Here is a 25,711-nt window from a genome sequence, read left to right as displayed (position 1 = left end):
AAATTAAGCAGAAATCATATAGACCAATGAACGCACCATGCGTCTCATTTCTTCACGTTCTCTGGCGTCAACAACCATGACGTTAGCGGCAATACCACGCTCCATGAGTCGTGCGGAGAGCTTGTCGTGCAAATCCCAGTCCATCTCCTCAGCGTGCGTGATACCCACCACTAAAGCACTGCTGTCAATCAGTGGCGAAAATGCATCTAAATAATAATCCAAATCTGCCACAGGATCTGCTTCTTCGGCATTAAGTAGCAGAATCAAGCCCAAGGCGTTTTCACTCAAAATCTCCCACATGAAATCAAAACGTCTTTGACCGGGCGTACCGTAGATTCTCACTTGTTCGCCGCTGTCTAGTATCATGACACCATAATCCATCGCAACGGTGGTGGTTTTTTTCATAAACTTTACCTCATCTGAGGCAATCTCATCGGTAGTAACCACGCCTTTATCGGATAAAACCTGAATGGCGGCGGTCTTACCTGCACCCACAGGACCTGCAATGATGAGCTTATAAGTCTGTTCACGCATTTCATCGATGATACTCATGGTCGTCTCCTAAAATGACAGTTTGCTTAATAGTCGTTTAAAGAACCCTGTTTTGGTGGCTTGGGTGATGCCCTTATTGGGTGTGGGAGTGGGCGTGGATTCTGGTGTTTTAAGAAGATTTCGATCGACTTCACTTAGAACTTTATGTGAGGGATTGTCGATGTAAAATGAACGTTTTAGGGTGTCTACGTCTGCCACGCCTGACAAAATAGCAAGTAAAAATATACGATGTAAGGCAGAGGGGTTTTTTTGGGTTAGCTCGCCAAATATGGCTTCTAGCTGTTCAAGATTTTTGGGGACAACCAGACAAGAAGATAAGACAGCATGGACATAGTCTGGCACATCCTTAGTGCTCGCAAAATTAGGCATATAGCGGATTTTAAGTTTTAGGGTATTTCTGGGTACATCAATGCGCTTGGGTAGCACTGTGGAGTAAATTTGCCAAAGCAAGGCGTTTGGCGAGTAACGATAATAGCCCTCTTGTTTGGCACTGACTAAGATAACGTTAAACTCGCTGTCGGTCATGGGAGTGTTAATGAGATTGGTTTTTAACACATGGCAGTTTCCTGCCACTGAAAAATAGTCAACCAATCTCTCCAAATCATACACTAATGCAATGGCATTTTTGGGGTGAACATAAACAGTTTGGCTGCCAACAAGTAGCTTAAAAGGGGTGCTTTGGGAAAATATCTCGGTAAGCTCATGTATTACACCGTTGGGGCATACACCACTAAAACAAGTGTCGGTCAGCGTACGGATAAATTTGATGTTAATGTTGCTGTTAGGGTCTTGAATAAGTGGTGGTAATACTTCATCAATCCCCTCTTCTTCTAGGTGTCCCAATGCTTTTTTGTGGATTAGGGCGCGATTTTTGGCGGCATCAGCAGGGTTGCTTTGTAGATGTCTGGCGACATTAATGAGTTGGGTTAGGGCGTTTTCCATATCTACCTTGGTATAAGGTGTTCCTAGAAAAAAGCTGGTGTTATGGGGTAGAAAATCTGCATTTTGCCAAAGGTGGATTTTACTACGAGTTAATAGCAAGGAGGTGCGAAAATCAATAAAATCTACCAGCTTTTTGATGTATTGGTCTTCAAACAGCGACATGCCCACGCCATCTAGGTTGATGATGGCGGCAAACGCATCGGTTGCATCAGAACCTAGTGTGGGTAACGTCAGTCGCAAATCATTGCTAAAACAGCGCTCTAAAATCAGGTATTGGACCTCTGGGTAGTTACGCTGTAATAGCAGGGCTAATGCACTGGCACTAGGCCCTGAAAAACCTGCGATAAGTATTTTTAGTCTCATAATGTCTCCATGAGTTGTCATTACGAACGTGGTGTCATCTGATTGTTTTTCTTTTGGTGTGATGGCAGGTTCGTTCAATTTGTGTGAATGAAATGATGATTTTTGGTTGTTATTGGGGTTTTATCTGGCGATTTGTTCAAGTTTGGTTCTGCATGCTACCCACCTCTCATCAAATAGCCAGCCTTCCCTGCCTAGCTTAAACCACGCTTTCATAAACGCCACCAAATCATGACATGCTAGGCAATGTTCAAAAAACTCATTTTCCAACCTTGCCACTTCATCATGCTGTTTGTTGTTATGAGCCAGCAACATTGCATCAGAGAGGTTTTGAGCGATATAGGTTGCGTCATCACTGCTGGTACGCAGTTTGTGGCTTGGCACATCTAGTGTTGGTGTGGTAATTACACTCCAGCGTGTTGCAAGCAAGTTATTTTTTTGAAGATGGTATTTTTTGGCAATGCAGTCACTGATAATTTGCCACGCCTGTGTGCTAAGATGGGGCTGAAATTCTTCAATAAATTCCCTAGATATCATCGGCACGTCATACCAACACCCAAAAAAATAATCTGATAATGCTCCTTGCAGAGGTTCGCTTTCATCTAGTTTTTTGGCGATACGAAGACGTTCTTTGTGATATGCCTCATTCGATGGTTCTCGCAATATGGCACGAGAATGGTGGCGAAAACAATGATATAAGTCGGCGTGAGCGTGTCTATTCATGGTGTTTTGTTGGCTTATGGCGTATTTTGGTACGCTGTGTTGGATTGTGTGGTTATCCTAATCTTATAAAAATTTTAGCGAGCCAATATCAGAGTTTTAATAAGGCTTAGTAAGGTTGAAAACTTTTTGTTTAATAAAATAAAATCTGAAAGGGGCGAACCGAGCCACCAATCCGCCCCAGTAAATCAGTCGAGCAATGTTTCCATTAGGTCAATCATAAACTCGGCATCTTCTTCTTCCATTGGTTCAAAACCATCAGGCATACCAAGCTCGCTAAGCACCGCTTGACCGTCTGCATCGTCTTTTAGTGATAAGATAACTTTGGTAATAGCATCAGCCTCACCAAAATCATCTTTTACCAAGATGACGTGAGAGATGGTGGCAATATCGCTTTCGATGAGAACATTAAGCTGTGATTTGGTAAGATTGGAGAGGGTGTTATAAACCTCAGCAATAAAAAACGCAACCTGTGCCTCATCTTTCATGACCGCACGAGCAGCCGCCTGATAGGTCTCAACGATGTTAAATGTTACGTCATTTTCGGTAAGGTCAACCGCTTCAAGCAATCTCATGCCGATGAGTTTCACATCACGGTTGTCGGTCATGGCGATGGTTGCACCCGATTTTAGGTCATCGAGTGTTTTGATGTCGCCTTTGGCAGAGGAAGCGATGACCATCTCATCTGATTTACCAATAGGGCGAGCGACGGCACGATAGCCGTCTTCACGAATGAGTTTGGCGGCATCAAAGGGGTTGGCATAAATCAACTGCACTGTGCCTGTGGCAACACTCTCGTTTTGTTCGGCATGTGAGGCAGGCGTGATAAGATGCAAGGCTTGGTTCGAACGCTTTTGAAGTAGCGTATTAAACATATGCCAACCTGCAAAACGCTCAGGCGAGAAATCAGGGGCAATCAAAAAATTATGTGCCATTATTCTGCTCCTTTCATGACTGCGTATTGGGCGATTGCCGCTTCGATTTTACTACGGCTGGGCTTGCGACGTACGGAGGTATAGCCGACAGTCTCGCCACGTCTGACGTTTGGTACAACGGTGGCATATACCCAATAATGAGAACCGTCTTTGCAAAGGTTTTTGACGTAGCCGTGCCATTTTTTGCCTGCTTTTACGGTACTCCAAAGGTCGGCATAAGCCCCTTTTGGCATATCAGGGTGGCGTAGGATATGTTGTGGTTTGCCGATGAGTTCGTCTTCGGTATAACCACTGATTTCAACAAATGCATCATTGACGTGGGTTAGTACGCCGTTTAGGTCGGTGCGTGATACGATGAGCTTACCATCAGGAAAAGGACGTTCTACGCCTGTGTCATAAACGGTGCGAGTTGTACCATCAAAAAATGTCAATGTATGCTCACTAGCATCATCGGTGGGTTTTGCCATGTTTTCTAGTTGAATGCTCAAAACAAGTCTCCTTTATTAACTTGTTAAAGATGAGAATATAAAATGCCTAGTTAGATGAGTTTTGCTAAGGCTTCGGCGGCACGCTTAATGTCTAAGAAGATAAGACCGAGTTTGGCATTTGGCTTGGCAAGAATGGTAAGAACTGCTTCGCCACCTGCTGAGGTCATGATGACGTAGCCTTTTTCGCCCTGTACCAAAAGGCGGTCAATTTTACCACGAGCCAGTTCAGCACCTGCACGGTCGCCCAGTGAAAGTAGGGCTGCAGACATCGCACCAACACGGTCTTCATCAATACCTGATGGTAAGGCGGATGCAATCATCAAACCGTCAGTAGAAATCAGGGCGGAAGCTTCTACATCCGCTGAGGAGCTGTTTAGGTCATCTAGAATTTGTTGAAACATGTCAGTACGCATGGGTGTATTCCTTATGTTGGTTTGGGTGTACAAAAACTCACGAAGTAATGAGTCAGGATTATTATACAATGTCTGGCAACAAATACAAGCGTTGGCATTTGTATTAAAGATAAAATTTTGACATCAAAAAACCCTCAAAATTATAAGGGTTTTTTAAGTGCATGACAAGGTTGATTTATAAATTTTATGAGGGTATTTATATAATAAATACCCCAATCGAACCAGTCATGTCTATCATGGTAAATGTCAATGATTAGCGGTTTGGAGCAAATGCTGATAGCTCAGGGTTGATGTCGGTTTTGGCGACCGTATTAGCGTAGTTGCATAGGGTTGCCAATGCCACGCCCATGATGACATCTAGGATATTTTGGTCGCTATAACCTGCTGATTTAACGGCGTTTAGCTCCTCATCAGAGACTTGACCACGCTTATCCATGAGTGCTACGGTAAACTGTGCCAACGCTTGATATTTGGGGTTTTCATCAATGTTGGTGGCACTGCGTAGAGCTTCCACTACCGCAGGCGACATTTTGAGGCGGACTTCGGCGATTTTGGTGTGTCCTGCCACACAAAAATCACAGCGATTATGTACTGCACAAGTGATTTGCACCACTTCGATTTCCTCAGGCGTGAGCGAGTTTTTGCTGTTCATTTTGCTCACTTCTTGGTACATTTCAAGGGCTTGTGGCGAGTTTGCCAAAACGCCAATCAAATTTGGAATAAAGCCATTGGCTTTTTGTACCGCTTCGACACGCTCTTTGGCTTTTTCTGGGGCGGTGTCTAGGGTATGTAGGGTTAGACGAGTCATGAGGGTCTCCTATCAACAGTTGAGAGAATGATTTTTATTTGCTTTTATATACACTTCAAGCAAACAAAATTTCAGATAAAAAACAAACTAAATTCTATATGGGAATAAGTCGAAAAATTACAAGGGTCTTTTAAAAATTTATAAATTTCATTAAAACTCAAAAACTTATAAAAATTTCATCAGTCATCAAAAAATTTATTATTGAAAATTTGTCATTTGTCAAGCATATATTTGATAAGCAAACAAAAAAGTGAGTAACCATGAATTTTGATAAATTTACCAGTAAAATCCACACATTTTTGCAATCCGCCCAATCCCTAGCCGTCAGCCGTGACAACACCGCCATTTTTGCCGTGCATTTGTTATCGGCAATGCTTGACGATGAAGGCGTGCGTTCAATGCTCGCCCAAGCGGGGGCAAATTTGGCAGGCGTAGAGACCGCCCTTAACAAAAAATTAGACGCTCTTGCCACATTATCCACGCCCACAGGTCAGGCAAACCTTGCCCCTGATTTGGTGCAGGTGCTAAATTTGGCGGACAAATTTGCCACCAAAGCAGGCGATGATTTTGTGGCGACAGAGTGGGTGCTGTTTGCCCTAACGCAAACTTCCGACACCCAAAAACTCTTGACCGACAATGGCACAAACGCCCAAAAATTACAAACCATCATTAACCACATTCGTGGAGGAGACACCGTGAAAACACAAAATGCCGAAGATACCCGACAATCCTTAGACAAATACACCATTGACCTGACTGAACGTGCATTGGCAGGCAAACTTGACCCCGTCATCGGACGAGATGATGAAATTCGCCGTACTGTGCAAGTATTATCAAGACGCACCAAAAATAACCCTGTTTTAATTGGCGAACCAGGGGTGGGTAAAACCGCGATTGTCGAAGGCTTAGCCCAACGCATTGTCAATGGTGAAGTACCAGAAAGTCTTAAAAACAAACGAGTTTTATCATTGGATTTAGGTGCATTATTGGCAGGGGCAAAATATCGTGGCGAATTTGAAGAACGCTTAAAAGCAGTATTGAATGACCTTGCCAAACACGATGGCGATATTATTTTATTTATTGATGAATTGCATACCCTTGTTGGTGCAGGCAAAACAGACGGTGCAATGGACGCTGGCAATATGCTAAAACCTGCTCTGGCTCGTGGCGAACTTCGCTGTGTTGGTGCGACAACGCTTGATGAATATCGTCAATATATTGAAAAAGACCCTGCCTTAGAACGCCGTTTTCAAAAGGTACAGGTTGATGAGCCAAGCGTGGAAGACACCATTGCCATTTTGCGTGGTTTAAAACAGCGTTATGAACTTCATCACGGTGTGCGTATTTTGGACAGTGCGATTATCGCTGCCACTAAAATGTCGCATCGCTACATTACCGACCGTCAGCTTCCTGATAAGGCGATTGATTTGATTGATGAGGCGGCAAGCCGTATCAAAATGGAATTAGATAGCAAACCAGAAGTTATGGATAAACTCGATCGCCGTATTATTCAGTTAAAAATGCAATTAGAAACGGTGAAAAATGATGACAGTGCAAGTGCCAAAGCGGAGAGCATTCATCTACAAGAGCAGATTGATGAATTATCCAAACAATACAGTGAGCTTGATGAAATTTGGAAGTCTGAAAAAGCTTTAGTTGCTGGCACCAAAGATATACAAGTACAACTTGATAAGGCTCGCATTGCCTTAGAAAAAGCTCAAAGAGAAGGCGATTTTGCCGAAGCAGGGCGTTTGCAATATGGCGTGATTCCAGAACTCACCAAACAGCTTGAACACGATGAAAAAGGCGATAGTAACGAAACCAAATTGTTACGAGATAAAGTATCGGATAATGAAATTGCCGAAGTGGTATCAATGGCAACAGGTATTCCTGTGGCAAAAATGCTACAAGGTGAGCGAGAAAAACTCCTAAAAATGGAAGAGATTTTACACGCACGCGTTGTTGGTCAAGATGAAGCGGTAACAGCGGTTGCCAATGCGGTTCGCCGTAGTCGTGCAGGGCTTTCTGACCCTAATCGTCCAAGTGGTTCATTCTTATTTCTAGGACCTACTGGTGTGGGTAAAACCGAGCTGACCAAATCACTTGCCAATTTCCTGTTTGACTCAGATGAAGCGATGGTGCGGATTGATATGTCAGAATTTATGGAAAAACATAGCGTGAGCCGTTTGGTTGGGGCTCCCCCTGGATATGTCGGTTATGAAGAGGGTGGGGTTTTGACTGAGGCGGTTCGCCGTAAGCCATATAGTGTTGTGCTTTTTGATGAAGTAGAGAAAGCTCACCCAGATGTGTTTAATATTCTACTGCAAGTTTTGGACGATGGACGGCTCACTGATTCGCACGGACGAGTGGTGGATTTTAAAAATACTGTGATTGTGATGACTTCTAATTTGGGGTCAGCCGATGTGCGAGCCTTAGGTGATGATGTTGGTGCTGATGAAATTCGTGCTGTGGTAATGAATGCCGTCCAAGCCCATTTTAGACCAGAATTTATCAATCGTATTGATGAAGTGGTTACTTTTGATGGGTTAAGAAAAGCACAGATGCGTGGGATTGCCGATATTCAATTAACACGATTAAGAAGTCGTCTTGCTGAGAGGGACATTGGATTAACGATTTCTGATGATGCTCTTGATGAACTCATTGAAATTGGTTATGATCCTGTGTTTGGCGCTAGACCTTTAAAACGAGCCATTCAAATGCATATTGAAAATCCACTTGCTCAAAAAATCTTGGCAGGAGAGTTTGTGGCGGGCGAGACCATTTTGGTGGGCTTGGAGAATGGACGGCTGACCTTTGGTAAGTTAAAGTTGAATTGATGTGGCAAAAAAAACACCCTAAGTATATTAGGGTGTTTTTCATTGCACCACCCCCATGATTATGCTAAGATAATCCAAATATTTCCCATATTGGAGTTGTCATGAAAAAGTACCTATTGGGTGCGTGCTTATTTTTATCCACTCAGGTGTTTGCCTATACAGGGTCAACCCTTGATTTTACCGAGCTGATATTTAATCAAGCCATGATGGAATCCCTTAAGGAAAACTTTGACGGTGCGGATATCGCAAAACAACAATGCATGGGCAACGCACTCAAACCAAGCATGGATAGATTAGCAGGGACGTACCTTGATGAGATTTTGACCGAAAATGAGCAAAAGCTCATGGACAAATTCTTTGACACGCCACTTGGTCAAGAGATGTTTCAGGAGCTGCGCACAGGCGACCTTAGGTCTTTTGGTGAGGGTATTGACCTTGATAAATATAACGAGGCGGATTATCAACAATATATGTCCGTGCTTGACAAATATTATAGAGAGGGCGACGTGACTGCCACCTTGTCAGCCGATGAAGAATTATTGGCAATAATGTTTGTATCTTTATTGATGTGTGATATGATGGACTTTGAGGAAAAACCAAGCAAAGCCCAATGATTTTGCCTCTGAAAAATTTGTCCTTATCTCTATTTTTGGCAGGATATTTTTATGACCCTAATCCAAACCCTAACCCAAATTGTCGGCACAAGCCATGTCATTATCAAACCTGCCCAAATGGAGCGTTTTACGCACGGTTATCGTTTTGGGCAGGGCAGGGCGTTGGCGGTGGTCTGTCCTGCCACGCTCCTTGAATACTGGCAAGTATTACAAGCGTGCGTATCAGCAGGCGTAGTCATCATCTCCCAAGCCTCCAACACAGGGCTGACGGGTGGCTCAACGCCCACCGACACCACTCGTGAGACGGTGGTGATTAGTGTCATGCGTATCAAGGGCATTCGCCTCGTTAATCAAGCCACCCAAGTTGTTTGCTTGCCTGCCTCCACCCTAAATGAGCTTGAAACTTTACTCAAACCGCATGGACGAGAGCCTCACTCGGTCATCGGCTCATCTTGTATCGGTGCTTCTGTCATCGGTGGCGTGTGCAACAACTCAGGTGGTGCATTGGTGCAACGAGGCCCTGCCTTTACCGAAATGGCACTTTTTGCCCAAGTGGACAAAGACGGTAAATTACAACTCATCAATCATCTGGGTATTGAGCTTGGTGATACGCCTGAGCGAATTTTAACCAACTTACAAAATGGCAATTACCCCACCGACAACCTACCCACCACAGGGCGTGGGCATGATGACAGCTATCAGACGCACGTGCGAGACGTGAATGCAGACACACCAGCCCGTTTTAATGCGGACGGCGCTCGTCATTTTGAGGCATCAGGGTCGGCAGGTAAATTGGCGGTCTTTGCGGTGCGACTTGATACTTTCCCTGCTCAAACAGGAGCAAAGGTCTTTTATATCGGCACGAACGACACTGCCAAACTCACCGCCCTACGCCGTGATATGCTTACCGATTTTACCCATTTACCCATTTCTGGCGAATACATTCACCGCAATGCCTTTGACATGGCGTGCGAATATGGCAAAGATACCTTTTTGGCGATAGAGCGTTTTGGTACGCAAAATTTGCCCAAACTGTTTGCCCTAAAATCCAAAACCGACAACATCGCCAAAAAATTGCCCTTTTTAGGTAAGCATTTTACCGATAATGTCATGCAATGCGTCAGCCAATTTGGGGGTAATCATTTGCCAAAACGCATGATGGATTTTCGGGATAAATACGAACATCATTTGATTTTAAAGGTGTCTGGCGAGAGCGTGGGCGAGACGCTGGCATATTTGACGGAGACTTTCAAAGACAGCCAAAGCGACTTTTTTGAATGCGACAAGGTTGAGGAGAAATCCGCCATGCTCCACCGTTTTGCGGTGGCAAGTTCAGCCGTGCGTTATCGGGCGGTACATACAGATACGGTGGCGGACATTTGTGCGATTGATGTGGCGTTACGGCGTAATGATGAGGATTGGTTTGAAACCTTGCCCAAAGAGATTGATGATAAAATCTTGCACAAACTCTACTACGGACATTTTTTCTGCCATGTCTTTCACCAAGATTATATCGTCAAAAAGGGTTATGACCCCCAAGAGGTAGAACATGAGATTTTGACACTCATGGACAAACGTGGGGCAAAATACCCAGCCGAGCATAACGTGGGGCATTTGTACCATGCTGAGGACAATTTGGCACAATTTTACCAAACGCTTGACCCTACCAACACCTTTAATGTGGGTATTGGCAAAACGAGCAAGGAGCGACATTGGGGCTGTGGGTGTTGATTGTTTGATAAAAATTTGAAGTTTTGCAAGAATATTGCAAGAAGGCAGGTTAAAATACCTGTCTTTTTATTGTCTTATTTTTGCATAAATGGGCGGCGGTAACCGATTTAGTGTCGTAAAACTGTTTGGGTGGCTTGATGTTGTTTTGTTTGGCAATATGTTTAAATATTTTAAGATGTGGTTATCACAAACAAAAACCCCAAACCATCACAGTTTGGGGCTTTTATCACAAGCGATTAGTCGCCCTGATAACCTTTTAACTTTAAACGAGCTTTGTGCAGAAGTGGCTCGGTATAACCGCTTGGCTCGGTCGCTCCCTTAAAGATAAGGTCAGCCGCCGCATGAAAAGCGATGTTATTGTCAAAATCTGCTGACATGGGGCGATAGGCAGGGTCAGACGCGTTTTGCTCATCCACGACTTTTGCCATGCGTTTTAGGGTATCCCACACTTGGCTTTCTGTAACGATACCGTGAGCGAGCCAGTTGGCGATGTGCTGACTTGAAATACGCAAAGTCGCACGGTCTTCCATCAAGCCGACATTGTTAATGTCAGGCACTTTGGAACAGCCCACGCCCAAATCTACCCAACGCACGACATAGCCCAAGATGCCTTGACAGTTGTTATCCAGCTCTTTTTGCTTTTCTTCGTCCGTCCAGTTGGTATCGGTCGCCAAAGGAATGGTCAAAAGCTCGTCAATGTTTGGCATTTGCTCCGACTTAATCTCGGTTTGGCGGTTTGCCACATTGCACTGATGGTAGTGAATGGCGTGAATGGTCGCCCCATTCGGACTTGGTACCCACGCACAGCTTGCCCCTGCTTGCGGATGTTCAATCTTGGTGCGGTACATCTCAGCCAGCTCGTCAGGCTTAGGCCACATGCCTTTACCAATTTGGGCTTTGCCAAGAAGTCCTGTCGCTAGACCAATGCCGACATTGCGTTTTTCATAAGCATTAAACCAAGTTTGCCCCTTGATTTCGCCTTTACGCACAAATGCCCCTGCTTGCATGGCGGTGTGAATCTCATCGCCCGTTCTGTCCATAAAGCCTGTGTTAATAAAGATGGTGCGGTCTTTAGCTTTTTCGATACAATTTTTCAGGTTGGCAGAGGTACGGCGTTCCTCGTCCATGATGCCGATTTTGAGAGATTTGGCAGGCAAACCGATGGCTTGTTCAGCTCTTTCAAACAATTCTACCGCAAACGCCACTTCCTCTGAGCCGTGCATTTTTGGTTTGACGATGTACATTGAGCCTGTGCGAGAGTTACGCAAGGTATTCTCGCCACGAATGTCAATGGCGGTGAGCATTGGTGTGATAAGAGCGTCCATAATCCCTTCAAAAATCTCCTCGCCATTCACAAGAATTGCAGGGTTGGTCATCAAATGCCCCACATTACGCAGGAGCATGACCGAACGTCCGTGCAGAGTCTGAGTGTTGCCGTTTAGGTCGGTATAGGTGCGATCGCTGTTTAGGGTACGAGTGATGGTTTTGCCATTTTTCTCAACTTGCTCAGACAAATCGCCTTTCATCAGCCCAAGCCAGTTGCGATAACCCTCAACCTTCTCCTCAGCATCAACGGCAGCGACTGAGTCTTCCAAGTCTTGAATGGTGGTAACGGCAGATTCCAAAATCACATCTTTCACGCCTGCTTTGTCATCTTTACCAATCAAATGCTCACGGTCAATTTGGACGATGGCGTGTAGGCCATTATTTTTTAGGATAATTTCGCTTGGGTTATCAGCTTGCCCATTAAAGCCTGCCAATTTTTCAGCATTTTGCAAGGTGGTGGTTTTATCACCAATGTTGGCGGATAATTTGCCATTGTCAATTGCATAAGCGGTTACATCAGCGTGCGAACCGTCCGTTAAGGGAAAAGTTTCATCAAGGAAATTTTTGGCAAATTCAATGACCTTCGCCCCACGCACAGGGTTATAGCCCTTACCTTTTTCTGCTCCGTCCGCCTCGCTGATGACATCAAAGCCATACAAGGCATCATAGAGCGAACCCCAACGAGCGTTGCCAGCGTTTAGGGCATAGCGAGCGTTTCGTACAGGCACAACAAGCTGAGCCCCTGCGATGGTGGCGATTTCATCATCGACATTTTCGGTAGTGATACTAAAGTCCGCCACTTCTGGTTCAAGATAACCAATGTCGGTCAAAAATTGTTTGTACGCACCCAGTTCATAAGTGTTGCTTTTGTGCCAAGCGTCAATTTGGGCTTGAAAGTCATCTCGTTTGGCAAGTAGGGCTTTGTTTTTTGGGGTTAGGTCAAGCACCACTTGCTCAAAGTTTTTCCAATAAGTGTCGCTGTCAAGTTTGGCGATGGGCAAAGCCTCATTTTCAATAAAATCAAATAAGATTTTGTCAATTGCCAAAGAGCCTTTTTGAATGCGAGTTGTTGCCATTGTTTTGTCCTTAAAATTTAAGTTTCATTTAACAAAAACGGTGCTTTACCTTGACAGTAAAACACCGTTTTAGAGTTTTAGCTTAATTTAATTTAGCAAATTAACCGCCAAACTGGTTCATGGTGTTTTTGGTGGCATCGCCAGCTTTCAACGCATTTTCACCAGAGAAGATTTCTTTGTGGTCATCGCCGATGTCCGAGCCAGCCATTGCTTGGTGCTTCACGCAAGCGATACCGCCACGGATTTCTTTGCGTTGTACGCCAGCAACGTACGCAAGCATACCTTCATCACCGAAGTAACCTTTTGCCAATTCGTGGGTAGAAAGGGCAGCGGTGTGGTAAGTTGGTAGCGTGATAAGGTGGTGGAATACACCTGCTTCACGAGCTGCGTCTGCTTGGAAAGTACGGATTTTCTCATCTGCATCACGAGCAAGCTCTGAGTCATCATATTGAGCGTCCATCAGCTTGGCACGGTCATAACCTGAAACGTCTTTACCTTCGGCAACCCAGCGGTCATAAGCTTGTTGACGGAAGTTGATGGTCCAGTTAAATGATGGCGAGTTGTTGTACACCAGTTTGGCATTTGGTACTTGCTTTTTGATGTCATTCACAAAGCTTGCGATACCTGCCACATCTGGGGTTGGGGTCTCAATCCAAATCATATCCGCACCGTTTTGTAGTGAGGTTACGCAGTCAAGAACAACACGGTCATGCTGAGTGCCTTCACGGAATTGGTATAGACCTGATGGTAAGCGAGTTGGGCGGTGTAGTTTGCCATCACGCTTGATAAGGATTTCGTCCTCTTTTGCCTCGCTGATGTCAATCTCGGTGGTTTCTAGGTAGCTGATGTACTTGCTGGCTAGGTCGCCTGGCTCACGAGATACTGGGATTTTTTGGGTTAGGTCAGCACCTTCTGAGTCGGTACGAGCAACGATAACACCCTCGTCCACACCAAGCTCTAAGAACGCATAGCGAACCGCGTTGATTTTGGCTAGGAAGTCCTCGTGTGGCACGGTTACTTTACCTGCTTGGTGTCCGCATTGCTTGGCGTCTGATACTTGGTTTTCGATTTGGATGGCACACGCACCTGCTTCAATCATTTGCTTGGTAAGTAGGTAAGTCGCTTCTTCGTTACCAAAACCTGCGTCAATGTCAGCGATGATTGGCACAACATGAGTTTCGAAGTTGTCGATTTGAGCTTCGATTTCTTTGGCTTTTGCGGTGTCGCCAGCAGCTTCAGCTTTTTGCAATGCACGGAAAAGGTCGTTTAGCTCTTTGGCATCTGCTTGACGTAGGAAAGTGTAGATTTCTTCGATGAGTTTTGGCACGGCAGTTTTTTCGTGCATGGATTGGTCAGGAAGTGGACCAAACTCAGAACGAAGTGCTGCAACCATCCAGCCTGATAGGTAGATGTAGCGTTTGCTCGTTGTGCCGAAGTATTTTTTGTTGGCAATCATTTTTTGTTGGGCGATAAATCCATGCCAGCAACCTAGTGATTGAGTGTATTTGGTGTGGTCGGCATCGTACTCCGCCATGTCTTTACGCATAATGGCAGCGGTGTACTTGGCGATGTCAAGACCTGTGTGGAAGCGGTTTTGTACCATCATACGTGCCGCATCTTCTGGGCGAATGGCGTGCCATGTGCCACCTAGTTTTTCTTTTACTTTACGAACGTGTTCTAGTGCGGATTGATAAGTCATGATAATTTTCCTTAAAGTTCATGGAGGTCTTTCGACCGTTCAACTGCCCATTTATGAAATCTTGCAAGATGCTCGTTTTCATGTGCCTAGAATACAAAAATTTAACCCATTAATCCAATAGTCTACTTAAATCTTGATTATTTATTTAAAAAATAGTCCCATTGATTTATGGTTATCACTCTTTGGTATGGTTAATGATTGGCTTTTTAACATATTGAAAGATATTATTATTTTTATGTGTGATGACGATTTTTGCTGTTGGTCAAATGTATTTTTTAGCATCTAAAAATAAGTGGATTTTTTTAAAATTCTATGGCGTTTTTATAAGAAAAATAGATTTTTGGTACAAAAATTCTCTATTTATTGCTAAATTATTTCTAATTTTGATGCCAAGCGTAAAATTTCCCCCAAAAAAGCGTGATAATTACCACGCTTTTTTATTGCATATTGCAAAATAGTATTGCATTTATAGGTTGTCAATCAACTCAATCAAATACCCCCTAAACAACTCCACCCCAATCGGGGCTAACTTATCTTGCCACAAACTTGTCAATGTATCGCCATCATCAACCGTTACCGACTTTTGAGCCAGCACCTGCCCTGTATCCCAACCATCGTCAAGCTGATAGAGTGAACCGCCTACAATCTTGTCGCCATTATCAAATGCGAGTTTGACGGCGTTTTTGCCTTTATATTTAGGCAACAGGCTTGGATGGTAGCCAATCGCTCCAAGCCTTGCTTTGTCCCTTGCTTGCTTTTCTACAAAACAATAAGCGTGGGCGGTTAGAATAATATCCACCCCAGTTGGCACTTGGTCGGCACTTAGGGTTTTGTTGTGGACAGTAATAGGGATTTGGTGGGTGGTTGCCAGCCTTGCCAAGCGGTCTGTCTCATTTGGGGGCGATACGGCAACCACTTCAATCGCTGGCTGGGTTAAGCACCACACCAAAACTTGTTCGGCAAGCCATTTTTGCCCGACTATCATTACTTTTAATTTATTCATCAAAATTTTCTCCCAAATAGCGAAAGCCCTGCACCGCTCTAAAATGTCCGCCATAACGCCCTAATAGTTTACCGTCTTTACATTTATTGGATGATTTAGTGTATAGGCTACCGCTAATCTGCGTCCATTTCTTATCACGCCTTAACGCCTGTGCAAGGTTTGGGTGGCTGGTGTGAAAAATGGTTCGCAGGGGTTTGTTGTAGCGGTTGTTACCTTCAAGCCACATTTGGCATACGGCATTTAAAAACCGCATTCCAATGCCAGCCCCTTGCCATTCGGGCATTACCACCAATCGGCAAGCACGAGCTTCAACAAGTGCAGGACGAGTTGAAACTGCCAAATGTGCCACCAGTTCGCCATTTACCACCGCCACATAGTGAGCTGGTGCAAAAGTTCAATTTGTCTTTGCCCTACATTTATGAAATCTTAGCCCGTATGCGAAAAGAATACCAAGACCGCTCCCAACCTGACCTTTTTGCTCAGTCCGCCTAAATCAGCCATAATCCCACCAAAAAATAAAAGGCTTTGATAAATTCAAGTTTGGCACTCAAAATCATCAAAGCCTTTTTCATTGCACATTATGCAATATCACTTCAAATCCTATCCTAACTTGCCCCAGCCACCCCCACCATTTCCCACATTTATCCCACCTGTCTGGGTTAATTATCTATCTTGTATTTATAATTTGTAATAAAGTGTATGTAATGAGATTGACTGTTTGTAAACATCAAATGGATTTTGGCTGTAATAAATGTTCAAGCAGGGTTTCGCTAAGTTCGTTGGCAAGTGCCAAGCGTAAGTGTTTTTTGGCGTCATAAGACTCATCTAAGCCACAATAATTGGGATAAGTTCGTGCTTTTTTGAGTGGGGCGGGGAGCTTGCTTGGTTGCCATACAAGATGGTCTTGGTGGCTGATGTTGATTTGGTTAAGATTGGCATGCCCTAGATGTCTTAGGGTGTGGTGCAGAGCTTGACTTTTTGTAGCGAGTACAAGTAGGGTGTCATCGCTGATATTGAGGGTTTTTACGCCTAGTGCTTTGTCTTTGATGGTGGTGCTATTTGGTAGTAGTCCGCCTACCACGCTACCGATGGCAGTACCAAGCCCCAGACTGGCTCCAAGCGTTGCCACATCAATGCTAGCACCGATGACAATGCCTGCGATACTTCCCCCAGCGGTGCGAATGCCATAACGTGCCAAAAATTCGCCATCAAACATGTCTTGCTCCGAACCATGAATGATAAGCTCATCTTGTTGTAGTGGGGTATGATAAAATTTGTATAATTCTAGCAGTCTGTCTTGTAAAATATTAAAGGCTTGATGGGTGGTGTGTTGCATGGCATTTAGTACAGGTTCTGGGTCATCATGCTCCCCAATTTTTTTCTGAAAACTTGCCACATTAATCAAAAAATCAGCAATCATGACACTGCCAGTCTCAACCATCTGTTGCCACAACTTAGTGCGTTCATCTTTGAGCTGGTCAAATGCCTGATGGTGGGTCATCGTGCCAAGATTCTCCCACAGTGCCATTTCGCTATCAAAATCAAAAGCAATGGTGTCAAATAGATTGTACACATGTAATGCTCTACGTGAGAGCATGTCTTTCCATGCCTCAAACTGGGTGTTTTTATCTTTAATAAAATTAAACACAGGTAAGATGGGTATGCCAGAGCTTGCCAAAATCGCCAGTTCGTCTTTGTACTTAGAAGAGATGGGTTCGCGTGTGTCAATGACGTATAGAGCGACCTGCGAGGAGAGCAGGGCGTTAATGACTTTGGCTTCTTGGCTATAATCGCCATCAAGTAGGTTACTTTGGTTTGAGACTGCCTCTAAGAACGCACGGAGGCGGTCTATGCCATCGGCTCTGCCATCGGTATGCTCCACAATAAAATCCATCACGCCTGACCCATCTTCTAGACCGGGTGTGTCATATAGTGCTACTAGCGGTATGCCATCTTGGGTGTGTAATGTTGCCATTTCTACATGGCGTGTGGTGGCGGAGGCGTTCTTTACCTCGCCAAAATCCTCATTTCGTAGCAAAGTCCGCATAAGAGAGGTCTTACCAACATTGGTGTGTCCGATGACGGCAAGTTTGATGGGGCGGTCAGATTGGTTGGGCATATAAGATAAGTGATGAAATTTTTATGTTATTATAAGTTGATTTTGTCAAAAATAACAGCCTAAGAATGTTGTGATTGTAAAAAGTTTACAAACGTATGCTATTTTTTTAGCAAAAAGTATGGTACACTAACTTAAATTTGTAACTAAATTTTTCAAATCATCAAAAGCCAAAACATAGGAGAAATTGATGACCATTTGTATCACCGCCACAGGACTTCACATTCCCAAAGATTCCATTACCAATGAGGAGTTGGTAACGGCATTTAATACCTATGTGGATAATTATAACCGTGACAACGCCCAAGCCATCGAAGCTGGCGAAAAAGTCGCCTTGCAACATTCTACGGTTGAATTTATCGAAAAAGCCTCTGGCATCAAATCTCGCTATGTTATTGACAAAAAAGGCATTTTAGATCCCAATATCATGGCACCCACTTTCCCCGCTCGCAAATTGGGCGAGGAGCTGTCCATCATGGCAGAAATGGGGGCAGATGCCCTAAATGAAGCACTCGCCAATGCAGGGTTAACGGGAGCGGATTTGGATGGCATCATCTGTGCTTGCTCCAACTTTCAGCGCGTCTACCCTGCCATCGCCATTGAGGTTCAGCAAGCGGTTGGTATGGAGGGCGGATTTGCCTTTGATATGAACGTGGCGTGTAGTGCGGCGACTTTTGGTATCGCCCAAGCGGTCGGCATGATAAAGGCAGGGCTTGGTAAACGCATTGCCATCATCAATGTGGAGATTCCGTCCGCTCATCTTAACTGGCGAAATCGTGATAGCCACTTTATTTTTGGTGATGTAGCAGCAGCAACCATTGTTGAGCAGTTGGACACCCCCAAAGGTTATGAGATTTTGGACAGCAAATTGTGGACGCAATTTTCCACCAACATCAAAAACGAATTTGGTTTTATGGACAGAAGTGAGTTTTTGCACGCCAAAACCACCATGTATCCTGACCTAGACGAGCCTGTTACTGACAAGCTGTTTTTGCAGGAGGGTCGCAAGGTATTTCGTGAAGTTTGCCCCAAAGTATCCGAAATCATCAGCACGCATTTGGCAGAAAATCAAATCAGCACCGACAAGGTCAAAAAACTGTGGCTACACCAAGCCAACATCAACATGATTGATTTGATTTTACGCACCATCATGGGTAAAGAAGCAGACAAATCCATCGCCCCTATTGTGATTGATGAATTTGGCAACACCAGTTCAGCCAGTCCCATGATTGCGTTTCACCGTTGCCAAGATGGCATCGAAAGTGGCGATGTGGCGGTTATCTGCTCGTTTGGGGCGGGTTATTCCATTGGTTCGGTCATCGTCAAAAAAGCATGATTTAAGTATTAAGGGCTGTTTATCAGCCCTTTTTATTGTGTAAAATTTGTCGAACTTGATTTATTCTGTGCGATAATTCGCCTGAGACATGATGGTAACTTAATCCATAAAAATCTAAGGTTTGAATGATTTTTTGATAAATCATGTCATGCCCATTTGGTAAATCTCGTTGTCCATCTGCAACCCATGTAATACCAATATTATCTGTCACAAAAATATGGCTGTATGTTAGGTTTGGAATGGCATCTAAGATGAATTGCGGACAGTTGTTAAAATAATGCTCGCTATATACTTTGAGTAATAATAATGAAGTATCACAAAATAGATATTTATTGGCTGTTTTTGCTAGTTGTTTTTCTTGATGGATTTGCCCTTGTGCAATAAAAATTAAATCTTTGTATTGACAAATATAACCATCGGGTTTGTGATTTAGATAGATTCGCATGTACTCAGGAGTAAATATGGTATTAAACTCATTGGCAAGAGCCTGACATAGTGTGGATTTCCCTGTGCATTCTGCACCGATGATAAGAATTTTTTGGGTGTCAGGATTTTGATTTTGCATGCATGTTATTGATGATGATGATTTAAGATTATAACATATGGATTTGCTTTTTGGATAACTTTTTTATAAAATGGTAATTTTGAACAATCAATCAAGCCATGAATTGCACAGACATGTATACAAACAATGATTATCAAGCTCAATTATCCACCAAAGTTGAGCGTCTTTCCACCCAATTTACTCCTTTTAATCCACCTGAGTTGGAAATTTACCCATCGCCAATCAGTCATTTTCGCCAGCGTGCCGAATTTAGGATTTGGCATACTGATAGAAATGGGGCATTAACAGGGCTTGATGACATGTTTTATGCCATGTTTGAAAGAGATGGTAAATCCAAAAAGGTTATTGAAATTTCTGATTTTCCTATTGCCAGTACCGCCATTAATGAATTAATGCCCATTTTATTAAACAAATTAAAAGCCCATGCCATCTTAAAAGACAAATTATTTCAAATTGACTTTTTAAATACATTAAAAGGAGAAATGCTCGTTACACTCATTTATCATAAAAAATTAGATGACAAGTGGCAAGCCTTAGCCAATACTTTGGCAAATGAATTAAACATTAAACTCATTGGCAGAAGTCGTGGACAAAAATTGGTTTTGTTTGATGATTTTGTGATTGAAAAAATGACGGTCAATATCAAAGGGCAAGCGACTGACTTTTATTATCAGCAAATTGAAGGTGGATTTAGCCAGCCCAATGCTTTTGTTTGTCAAAAAATGCTAAACTTTGCCTGCGATGTGGCGGATAATATTGAAAATAAAAAAGATTTATTAGAATTATACTGCGGTAATGGTAATTTTACTTTGCCTTTATCGAAATATTTTAATAAAGTATTAGCCACCGAAATGGCAAAATCATCAGTCAATTCTGCCAAATGGGCAATAGAACACAATCAAATTGATAATATCGCCATTGCTCGACTATCAGCAGAGGAGTTTAGCGAGGCTCATGCAGGAAAAAGAGAATTTAGGAGATTGATTGAAAGTGGTATTAATATCAAGGATTATGACTTTAATACCATATTTGTAGACCCGCCACGAGCAGGGATTGATGATGAAACTTTAAAGATTTTGGCGGGATTTGATAACATCATTTATATTTCTTGTAATCCTGATACTTTATTTGATAATTTACAAGTGTTAAATACCACGCATAAAATCAAACGCTTTGCTTTATTTGACCAATTTCCTTATACCCATCATATTGAAAGTGGGGTTTGGCTTAGTAAAGAATAAAGCTCAAAAAGTATAAAAGCGGATAAAGATTTTATCCGCTTTTTATTGCGTTACTCAATCACAAGACTGGGCAAATTATTCACGATATTCATACTCTCTATACTTACCGTAATGACACGCAGTAATAATTCTAATGGATAGCGAGCATTATTCATTGTCTCGCACGCCCAATCATTGGCATTATTGGTAATGCCACTGGCTTTATCGGTTTTGATAGATTGGCGTTCTATGACCCATTCTATGGCTGATTTGCCATTGACGACATAATCATAAGCGGATAATGGGATATTAGAAATGGTAAAGTTTTCATTATAAATAATCACCGTTTTATCATCTTCATTTTTACCTGTTTGTGTATTTTTACGCTTGCCAAATTTCATTTTACTCACATAAAAATCATCATCACTACCACCGATGATTTTATCATCAACAAGGCTAATGCCGCCTTGTAAAATAATATTATCATACATTGGTACGCTTTCATAATTTAGATGCAAATCTGCCAATGCTCGCCCCGCTTTTTCAAATGCCAAAAAGTCATCTACCGATTTGACTCGTGGAATGCGTGGCAACTGTTTGGATAAATTATCGGCATAGCGTTCTCGGTAATCTTGGCTGTGCAAAAGACCATAGATATAATAAAAAATTTGTTCTTTTGATATTCTACGCATTTTATAATACGATTGAAAATATTCAAAGGCTTCATCACTAATTGCGTCTTTTCTCTTAAAATCATCAAAAGATTGTCCTTGAAATAATGGGTGATTTGAAGTAATGGTTATTGGTTCATAAAGATATAAGGGGAAGCATTGATTAACTGCAATCATGCCCAAATCTGGAATTTTATCTGTTATTAAACAAGAAAATTCTTTTCCGCCACTAATACCAGTTACACATACAACTAAGTTTTCTGTATCCTGTGTTGGAAATATGCTTGGTAGCTGATATTGTCTTTCGTTAAACAGCTTATCAAAATATAAATTTTGAAAAGTAAATGGTCTATACAAACCTTTTCTGATATTGTTTTTGTTAAATGGGGATTTTACTTGTCTTTCAAGTCGTGCAATCAAATCACCAGACCAACCAATAACAGTATTATCCATAATTAAGTCATCTTTATTTTTACCAATTTCATTCTCATAAGTAGTAATCATTGATGACATATTATGAATTAATGATTTTTTTGAAAAATTATAGCACCAAGCATCACGAGCAGTTGCTATTCCACGAGAATAATTTTCAAAAACAACCACTGCATTTTTATCTTTTTTATCACCCATTGAGATATAATTATCAAAATTGGTATCTCTTTGATTAAGCCAATCATTAAATTCATCAGGAACAATGGTTTGCCATTCTTTGATGCCTTCAATGGATTTAAAGTTATCAATAATCGCCAACTTTTCATCACGAGTTAAATAATCGCCAATATCATAAAAATAAATCTGCCCATTGGTCATTGAATTGGGATTTTTAACCAAAATAGAAATGGCAATCGGTGCTCTACTGCCAGAACCAAATATTTTACCGCCTTCTTTACGAGAGCGTTCACCTGATGTGCGTTGATTACCACGCAGATGAAAAATATAAAGACTGCTAAATTCATCGGCTAGGCATTTTCTTAATCCGTCTGCACTATTACTATCCAAATAACCGCCATTGGTAACAAAACCAATCACACCTTTATTGCTAATTCTATCACTTGCCCAACGAATGGCACGGATATAACTGTCATACAGTGAGTTTTTATTGGTAGCATTACTATACTCAGCATAAGTATTTCTAATTTTTTCGTCCAAATAAGGGTAACTCATATTAGCATTATTATCATTGGCACTCTCTTGCCCTGCCGAATAAGGTGGATTACCCATAATTACCGTAATATCCAGCTCTTTTTGTCGTTTTTGGCGTTGACTATTATCACTTAGAGCAATCAAATTGTGTTCATACATTGCAAAAGTATCCGCCAAACATATTCCTGTAAATGGTTTATAATCATCAATAATCAAGCTATGATAGACGCTTTCAATATTGATGGTGGCGATATAATAAGCCAGTAGGAGCATTTCATTGGCGTGGATTTCTTGATATTTTTGCGGTAAATTTTTATTCTCAATAATACCGCTTTGTAATAGCCGTGTGATAAAAGTACCTGTACCTGTAAATGGGTCAATGATTTGTACGCCTTTATCATTAAGACTGGCATTAAACTCACTTTTTAAAATATGCTCAATAGAATGAATGATAAAATCCACCACTTCTATGGGCGTATAGACAATCCCCATTTTTTCAGAAAGTTTTGGAAAGGCAGTGCGAAAGAAATTATCATACAATTCTTTGATAATTCTTTGGCGATGAGCAGGTTCTTTAATTCCGCTCACACGAATGGCAATGGCATCATAAAACTCATTTAATTCTTTGGTTTCTTTGTCTGAAATATTGGTTAATGCTAGGGCATTGATGACTTTATCCAATGCCACAGACATTGGATTTTTTTTGGTAAATTCTGGGTCATCAAATAATGCATCAAAGATTGGTTTTGTGATTAAATGCTGTGAGAGCATTTCTATGGCTTCATTATCGGTGGTGGAATTATTTAAATCATTTCGCAATTGATTTGCAAATTCATTAAAGGCTTTAATTTGTGTGTGGTTTTCGGTATTTTCTAAGATGGCTTTTATTCTATCGGTATGTGTATTGGCAATTTGAGCAACATTAGCCGCCCATTCTTGCCAGTGCATACGATTGCCACATTTTTTGACGATTTTGGCAACCAAAGCTCGTTCAATATCTGTGATATTAAAATCCAATTCGCCTTGTACTGGTATTTCATCGTCTTTTTGTCCAATGCTATTTTTGCCACGAGTGGTTGTTTTATTGGATTTTTTGACTTTTGCTTTGATATTATCGGCGATGGCGGTAATCTCAATTTTATCCGAACCTGCCCCAAATTCTAATTTATTGAGTATGGCATCAAATCTATCATCGTGCGAACGCAAGGCATTTAATACTTGCCATACCACTTTGTAATTTTCGTTATTATCAAGGGCAACCTCTGGCTCTACCCCTGCTGGTATGACAATGGGCAAAATGACATAGCCTCGTTTTTTGCCTGTCGCTTTTCGCATTACTCGCCCAACTGATTGCACCACATCAATTTGTGAACTTCTTGGGGTCAAAAACAAAACAGCGTCCAAAGCAGGTACATCAACCCCTTCGGATAAGCAGCGGACATTGGACAAAATACGGCAAGTATTGTCCGCTGTATCGGCTTTTAGCCAGTTGATTTTGCTTGCTTTTTCACTAGCGTTCATTCTGCCGTCTATATGATTGGCTTCGCATTTTAATTGTAATGATGGATTTAATTCTATATCCTCTTTTTTGTGTTTTTCTTGCAACCATTTTATTTCTTGCTCTTGATAAGCTCTTACCACATCGCCAAACATTTCGCTAATGGCTTTTGAGCTAACTTTATGTTTATTGCCTTTATATTCTTTATCAATAATTTGACAAAAAGCAACCGCTCTTTTCATTGGCAAATTATCATCAGACAAATCATTTTCTACCCCATATTTGGATAAAGCCTTCCAACAACCAATAATTTTGGCAACATCATCTACTTTATATTCATTGCCATTGTCATTTAATAACTTTTCTAATCGGCGATTGATATGACTTTCGGATACCGCCAGTACCAATACTTTATAATCTACCAGTAAATCTAAATTGACCGCACGGCTAAAACTGATGGTATGAAAATTATTGCCATAATATTCTACATTATCCATAGAATAAATGGCTTCTACCCCTTCGGTCTTTTTGGCACTGTTGCTATACACTCTGGGGGTGGCGGTCATATATAGGCGTTTTTTGGCTTGAATAAAGTCATTGTGATGAATTTTGACAAAATGGCTTTCGTCTGTATTTTCAAAGGTTGCCCCTGTGGTACGGTGGGCTTCATCACAAATAATTAGCTCAAACTCGCCCAAACCCAGCTTTTGAGCTTGACTGATGACTTCAATGGAATGATAAGTGCTAAAAATTACCGTCATTGCGGTGTCATTGGCACGGCTTTTTATGGCATTGCACAAAGACTTGGCATTGGTGGTGGCGGGAAATTGTAATTCGTGGATTTGGGTTTGTAGTAGGTCATCGTCTTTTTGTTTACCCACATCGCTGTCAGAGCAGACGGCATAGGCATAGATGGGAGTATCGGACTGCTGTGTCCATTCGGTCAAAGATTGGGATAAAAGAGCCAAACTTGGCACTAAAAACAACACCATTTTGCCAATGCCTGCTTGGTCTTCGGCGATTTTGAGTGATGTGAAAGTTTTGCCAGTACCGCACGCCATAATGAGTTTGCCACGATTGGCGGTTTCAAAGCCTTTTTTGACGGCATTTAGGGCTTCTGACTGGTGGTCTCTTAATGTCTTTTTGGTGTGCAAGATGGGCGTTTGATTGGGCGTGTATCGCTCCCAGTCAATGACGCTGTTTTCAAGGTCTGTACGGCTGATGACATTGACAGGAATTTGCTGGTCGCTTAGGGCGTTTTGGGCATTGTCCGACCAGTGGTCGGTGGTAGCGATAATCAGGCGATGACTAAAATCGCTTTTGCCAGAAGCGGTAAAAAAGCTGTCAATGTCGGATTTGGCAATGCGATAATCGGCTGAATAATTTTTGCATTGAATGGCGGTTAATGCACCGTCAAACCCTATGGCAACAAGGTCTATGCCTGTGTCGGTTTTTGGAAAGGTGGGTTTGTGCTGGCTAATCCAGTCGGCAAAGGGGAGGACGGATTGATAAAGGGTTTTGTAATGGTTTTCGGTGGTTAGATAATCAATACAAAGGCGTTCAAAATAAGTGCCTTTTTCACGCTGGCTGTGCGAAAGGGCTTGATATTGTTCTAAAATATCCGATAATGTTTTGGTTGGTTGTTTGGTTTGTTGGTT

20 protein-coding genes are annotated in these 25,711 nt (G+C 42.3%); 6 read left to right on the top strand and 14 right to left on the bottom strand.

Annotation, left to right across the window (positions count from 1 at the left end; translation table 11 throughout):
- Positions 1 to 3 precede the first annotated feature (3 nt).
- The 7 genes from Q4B79_RS03185 to Q4B79_RS03155 form a co-directional block, all read right to left on the bottom strand.
- A complete protein-coding gene (locus Q4B79_RS03185; protein WP_303084983.1) occupies positions 4 to 552 on the bottom strand; it encodes an ATP/GTP-binding protein in 549 nt (182 codons plus the stop codon).
- A 9-nt stretch (positions 553 to 561) separates the two neighbouring features.
- Complete coding sequence (locus Q4B79_RS03180) at positions 562 to 1,857, bottom strand: hypothetical protein (RefSeq protein ID WP_303084982.1); 1,296 nt, start codon at positions 1,855 to 1,857, stop codon at positions 562 to 564.
- A 120-nt stretch (positions 1,858 to 1,977) separates the two neighbouring features.
- Complete coding sequence (locus tag Q4B79_RS03175) at positions 1,978 to 2,577, bottom strand: hypothetical protein (RefSeq protein ID WP_303084981.1); 600 nt, start codon at positions 2,575 to 2,577, stop codon at positions 1,978 to 1,980.
- A gap of 185 nt (positions 2,578 to 2,762) precedes the next feature.
- On the bottom strand, positions 2,763 to 3,509 hold the full coding sequence (locus tag Q4B79_RS03170) for a phosphate/phosphite/phosphonate ABC transporter substrate-binding protein (protein WP_303084980.1): 747 nt from the start codon (positions 3,507 to 3,509) through the stop codon (positions 2,763 to 2,765).
- Positions 3,509 to 3,997 carry a PAS domain-containing protein gene (locus tag Q4B79_RS03165; protein ID WP_303084979.1) on the bottom strand — a complete coding sequence of 163 codons (489 nt, stop codon included), beginning with the start codon at positions 3,995 to 3,997 and terminating at the stop codon, positions 3,509 to 3,511. Before Q4B79_RS03165 ends, Q4B79_RS03170 begins: the two co-directional genes overlap by 1 nt.
- Before the next feature lie 50 nt (positions 3,998 to 4,047).
- Entirely contained in the window at positions 4,048 to 4,410 is a 363-nt protein-coding gene (locus tag Q4B79_RS03160) for a roadblock/LC7 domain-containing protein (protein ID WP_303084978.1), read from the bottom strand.
- Between the two features lie 253 nt (positions 4,411 to 4,663).
- A complete protein-coding gene (locus Q4B79_RS03155; RefSeq protein WP_303084977.1) occupies positions 4,664 to 5,218 on the bottom strand; it encodes a carboxymuconolactone decarboxylase family protein in 555 nt (184 codons plus the stop codon).
- Positions 5,219 to 5,478: 260 nt separating this feature from the next.
- Between Q4B79_RS03155 and clpB the strand changes: the two genes are divergently transcribed.
- The 3 genes from clpB (at position 5,479) to dld (ending at position 10,400) form a co-directional block, all read left to right on the top strand.
- The gene (gene clpB, locus Q4B79_RS03150; protein ID WP_303084976.1) at positions 5,479 to 8,055 is read left to right on the top strand and encodes an ATP-dependent chaperone ClpB; all 2,577 of its coding nucleotides are present in this window, start codon (positions 5,479 to 5,481) and stop codon (positions 8,053 to 8,055) included.
- Positions 8,056 to 8,156: 101 nt separating this feature from the next.
- Entirely contained in the window at positions 8,157 to 8,669 is a 513-nt protein-coding gene (locus tag Q4B79_RS03145; protein WP_303084975.1) for a hypothetical protein, read from the top strand.
- A 51-nt stretch (positions 8,670 to 8,720) separates the two neighbouring features.
- The gene (gene dld, locus Q4B79_RS03140) at positions 8,721 to 10,400 is read left to right on the top strand and encodes a D-lactate dehydrogenase (protein WP_303084974.1); all 1,680 of its coding nucleotides are present in this window, start codon (positions 8,721 to 8,723) and stop codon (positions 10,398 to 10,400) included.
- Between the two features lie 236 nt (positions 10,401 to 10,636).
- On the opposite strand, the gene Q4B79_RS03135 is transcribed toward dld, so the two are convergent.
- The 4 genes from Q4B79_RS03135 to Q4B79_RS03120 all read right to left on the bottom strand — a co-directional run bounded on the left by Q4B79_RS03135 (position 10,637) and on the right by Q4B79_RS03120 (position 15,877).
- On the bottom strand, positions 10,637 to 12,802 hold the full coding sequence (locus Q4B79_RS03135) for a malate synthase G (RefSeq protein WP_303084973.1): 2,166 nt from the start codon (positions 12,800 to 12,802) through the stop codon (positions 10,637 to 10,639).
- 100 nt (positions 12,803 to 12,902) lie between these two features.
- The gene (locus tag Q4B79_RS03130) at positions 12,903 to 14,504 is read right to left on the bottom strand and encodes an isocitrate lyase (protein ID WP_303085061.1); all 1,602 of its coding nucleotides are present in this window, start codon (positions 14,502 to 14,504) and stop codon (positions 12,903 to 12,905) included.
- Positions 14,505 to 14,967: 463 nt separating this feature from the next.
- Positions 14,968 to 15,504, bottom strand: coding sequence for a formyltransferase family protein (locus Q4B79_RS03125; protein WP_303084972.1), 537 nt, complete (start codon positions 15,502 to 15,504; stop codon positions 14,968 to 14,970).
- Positions 15,497 to 15,877: a hypothetical protein gene (locus tag Q4B79_RS03120; RefSeq protein ID WP_303084971.1), complete on the bottom strand. Its 381-nt coding sequence runs from the start codon at positions 15,875 to 15,877 to the stop codon at positions 15,497 to 15,499. Before Q4B79_RS03120 ends, Q4B79_RS03125 begins: the two co-directional genes overlap by 8 nt.
- 11 nt (positions 15,878 to 15,888) lie before the next feature.
- Here Q4B79_RS03120 and Q4B79_RS03115 point away from each other — a divergent pair, with 11 nt between their 5' ends.
- Positions 15,889 to 15,996, top strand: coding sequence for a hypothetical protein (locus tag Q4B79_RS03115; protein WP_303084970.1), 108 nt, complete (start codon positions 15,889 to 15,891; stop codon positions 15,994 to 15,996).
- Between the two features lie 235 nt (positions 15,997 to 16,231).
- On the opposite strand, the gene Q4B79_RS03110 is transcribed toward Q4B79_RS03115, so the two are convergent.
- Positions 16,232 to 17,623, bottom strand: a complete 1,392-nt coding sequence (locus Q4B79_RS03110; RefSeq protein WP_303084969.1) for a DUF3482 domain-containing protein — start codon at positions 17,621 to 17,623, stop codon at positions 16,232 to 16,234.
- 187 nt (positions 17,624 to 17,810) lie between these two features.
- Here Q4B79_RS03110 and Q4B79_RS03105 point away from each other — a divergent pair, with 187 nt between their 5' ends.
- Complete coding sequence (locus tag Q4B79_RS03105) at positions 17,811 to 18,956, top strand: beta-ketoacyl-ACP synthase III (protein WP_303084968.1); 1,146 nt, start codon at positions 17,811 to 17,813, stop codon at positions 18,954 to 18,956.
- A gap of 22 nt (positions 18,957 to 18,978) precedes the next feature.
- Here Q4B79_RS03105 and Q4B79_RS03100 read toward each other — a convergent pair whose 3' ends face one another.
- Positions 18,979 to 19,521, bottom strand: a complete 543-nt coding sequence (locus Q4B79_RS03100) for an ATP-binding protein (RefSeq protein ID WP_303084967.1) — start codon at positions 19,519 to 19,521, stop codon at positions 18,979 to 18,981.
- Positions 19,522 to 19,634: 113 nt separating this feature from the next.
- Here Q4B79_RS03100 and trmA point away from each other — a divergent pair, with 113 nt between their 5' ends.
- Positions 19,635 to 20,762 carry a tRNA (uridine(54)-C5)-methyltransferase TrmA gene (gene trmA, locus Q4B79_RS03095; RefSeq protein WP_303084966.1) on the top strand — a complete coding sequence of 376 codons (1,128 nt, stop codon included), beginning with the start codon at positions 19,635 to 19,637 and terminating at the stop codon, positions 20,760 to 20,762.
- 50 nt (positions 20,763 to 20,812) lie between these two features.
- Here trmA and Q4B79_RS03090 read toward each other — a convergent pair whose 3' ends face one another.
- The gene (locus tag Q4B79_RS03090; protein ID WP_303085060.1) at positions 20,813 to 25,672 is read right to left on the bottom strand and encodes a type ISP restriction/modification enzyme; all 4,860 of its coding nucleotides are present in this window, start codon (positions 25,670 to 25,672) and stop codon (positions 20,813 to 20,815) included.
- Positions 25,673 to 25,711 lie beyond the last annotated feature (39 nt).

The organism is Moraxella sp., from assembly GCF_030525845.1.
Taxonomy (GTDB): domain Bacteria; phylum Pseudomonadota; class Gammaproteobacteria; order Pseudomonadales; family Moraxellaceae; genus Moraxella.
Note: the sequence above shows the minus strand (reverse complement) of the source record. Positions and strands in the feature narration are given on the sequence as shown.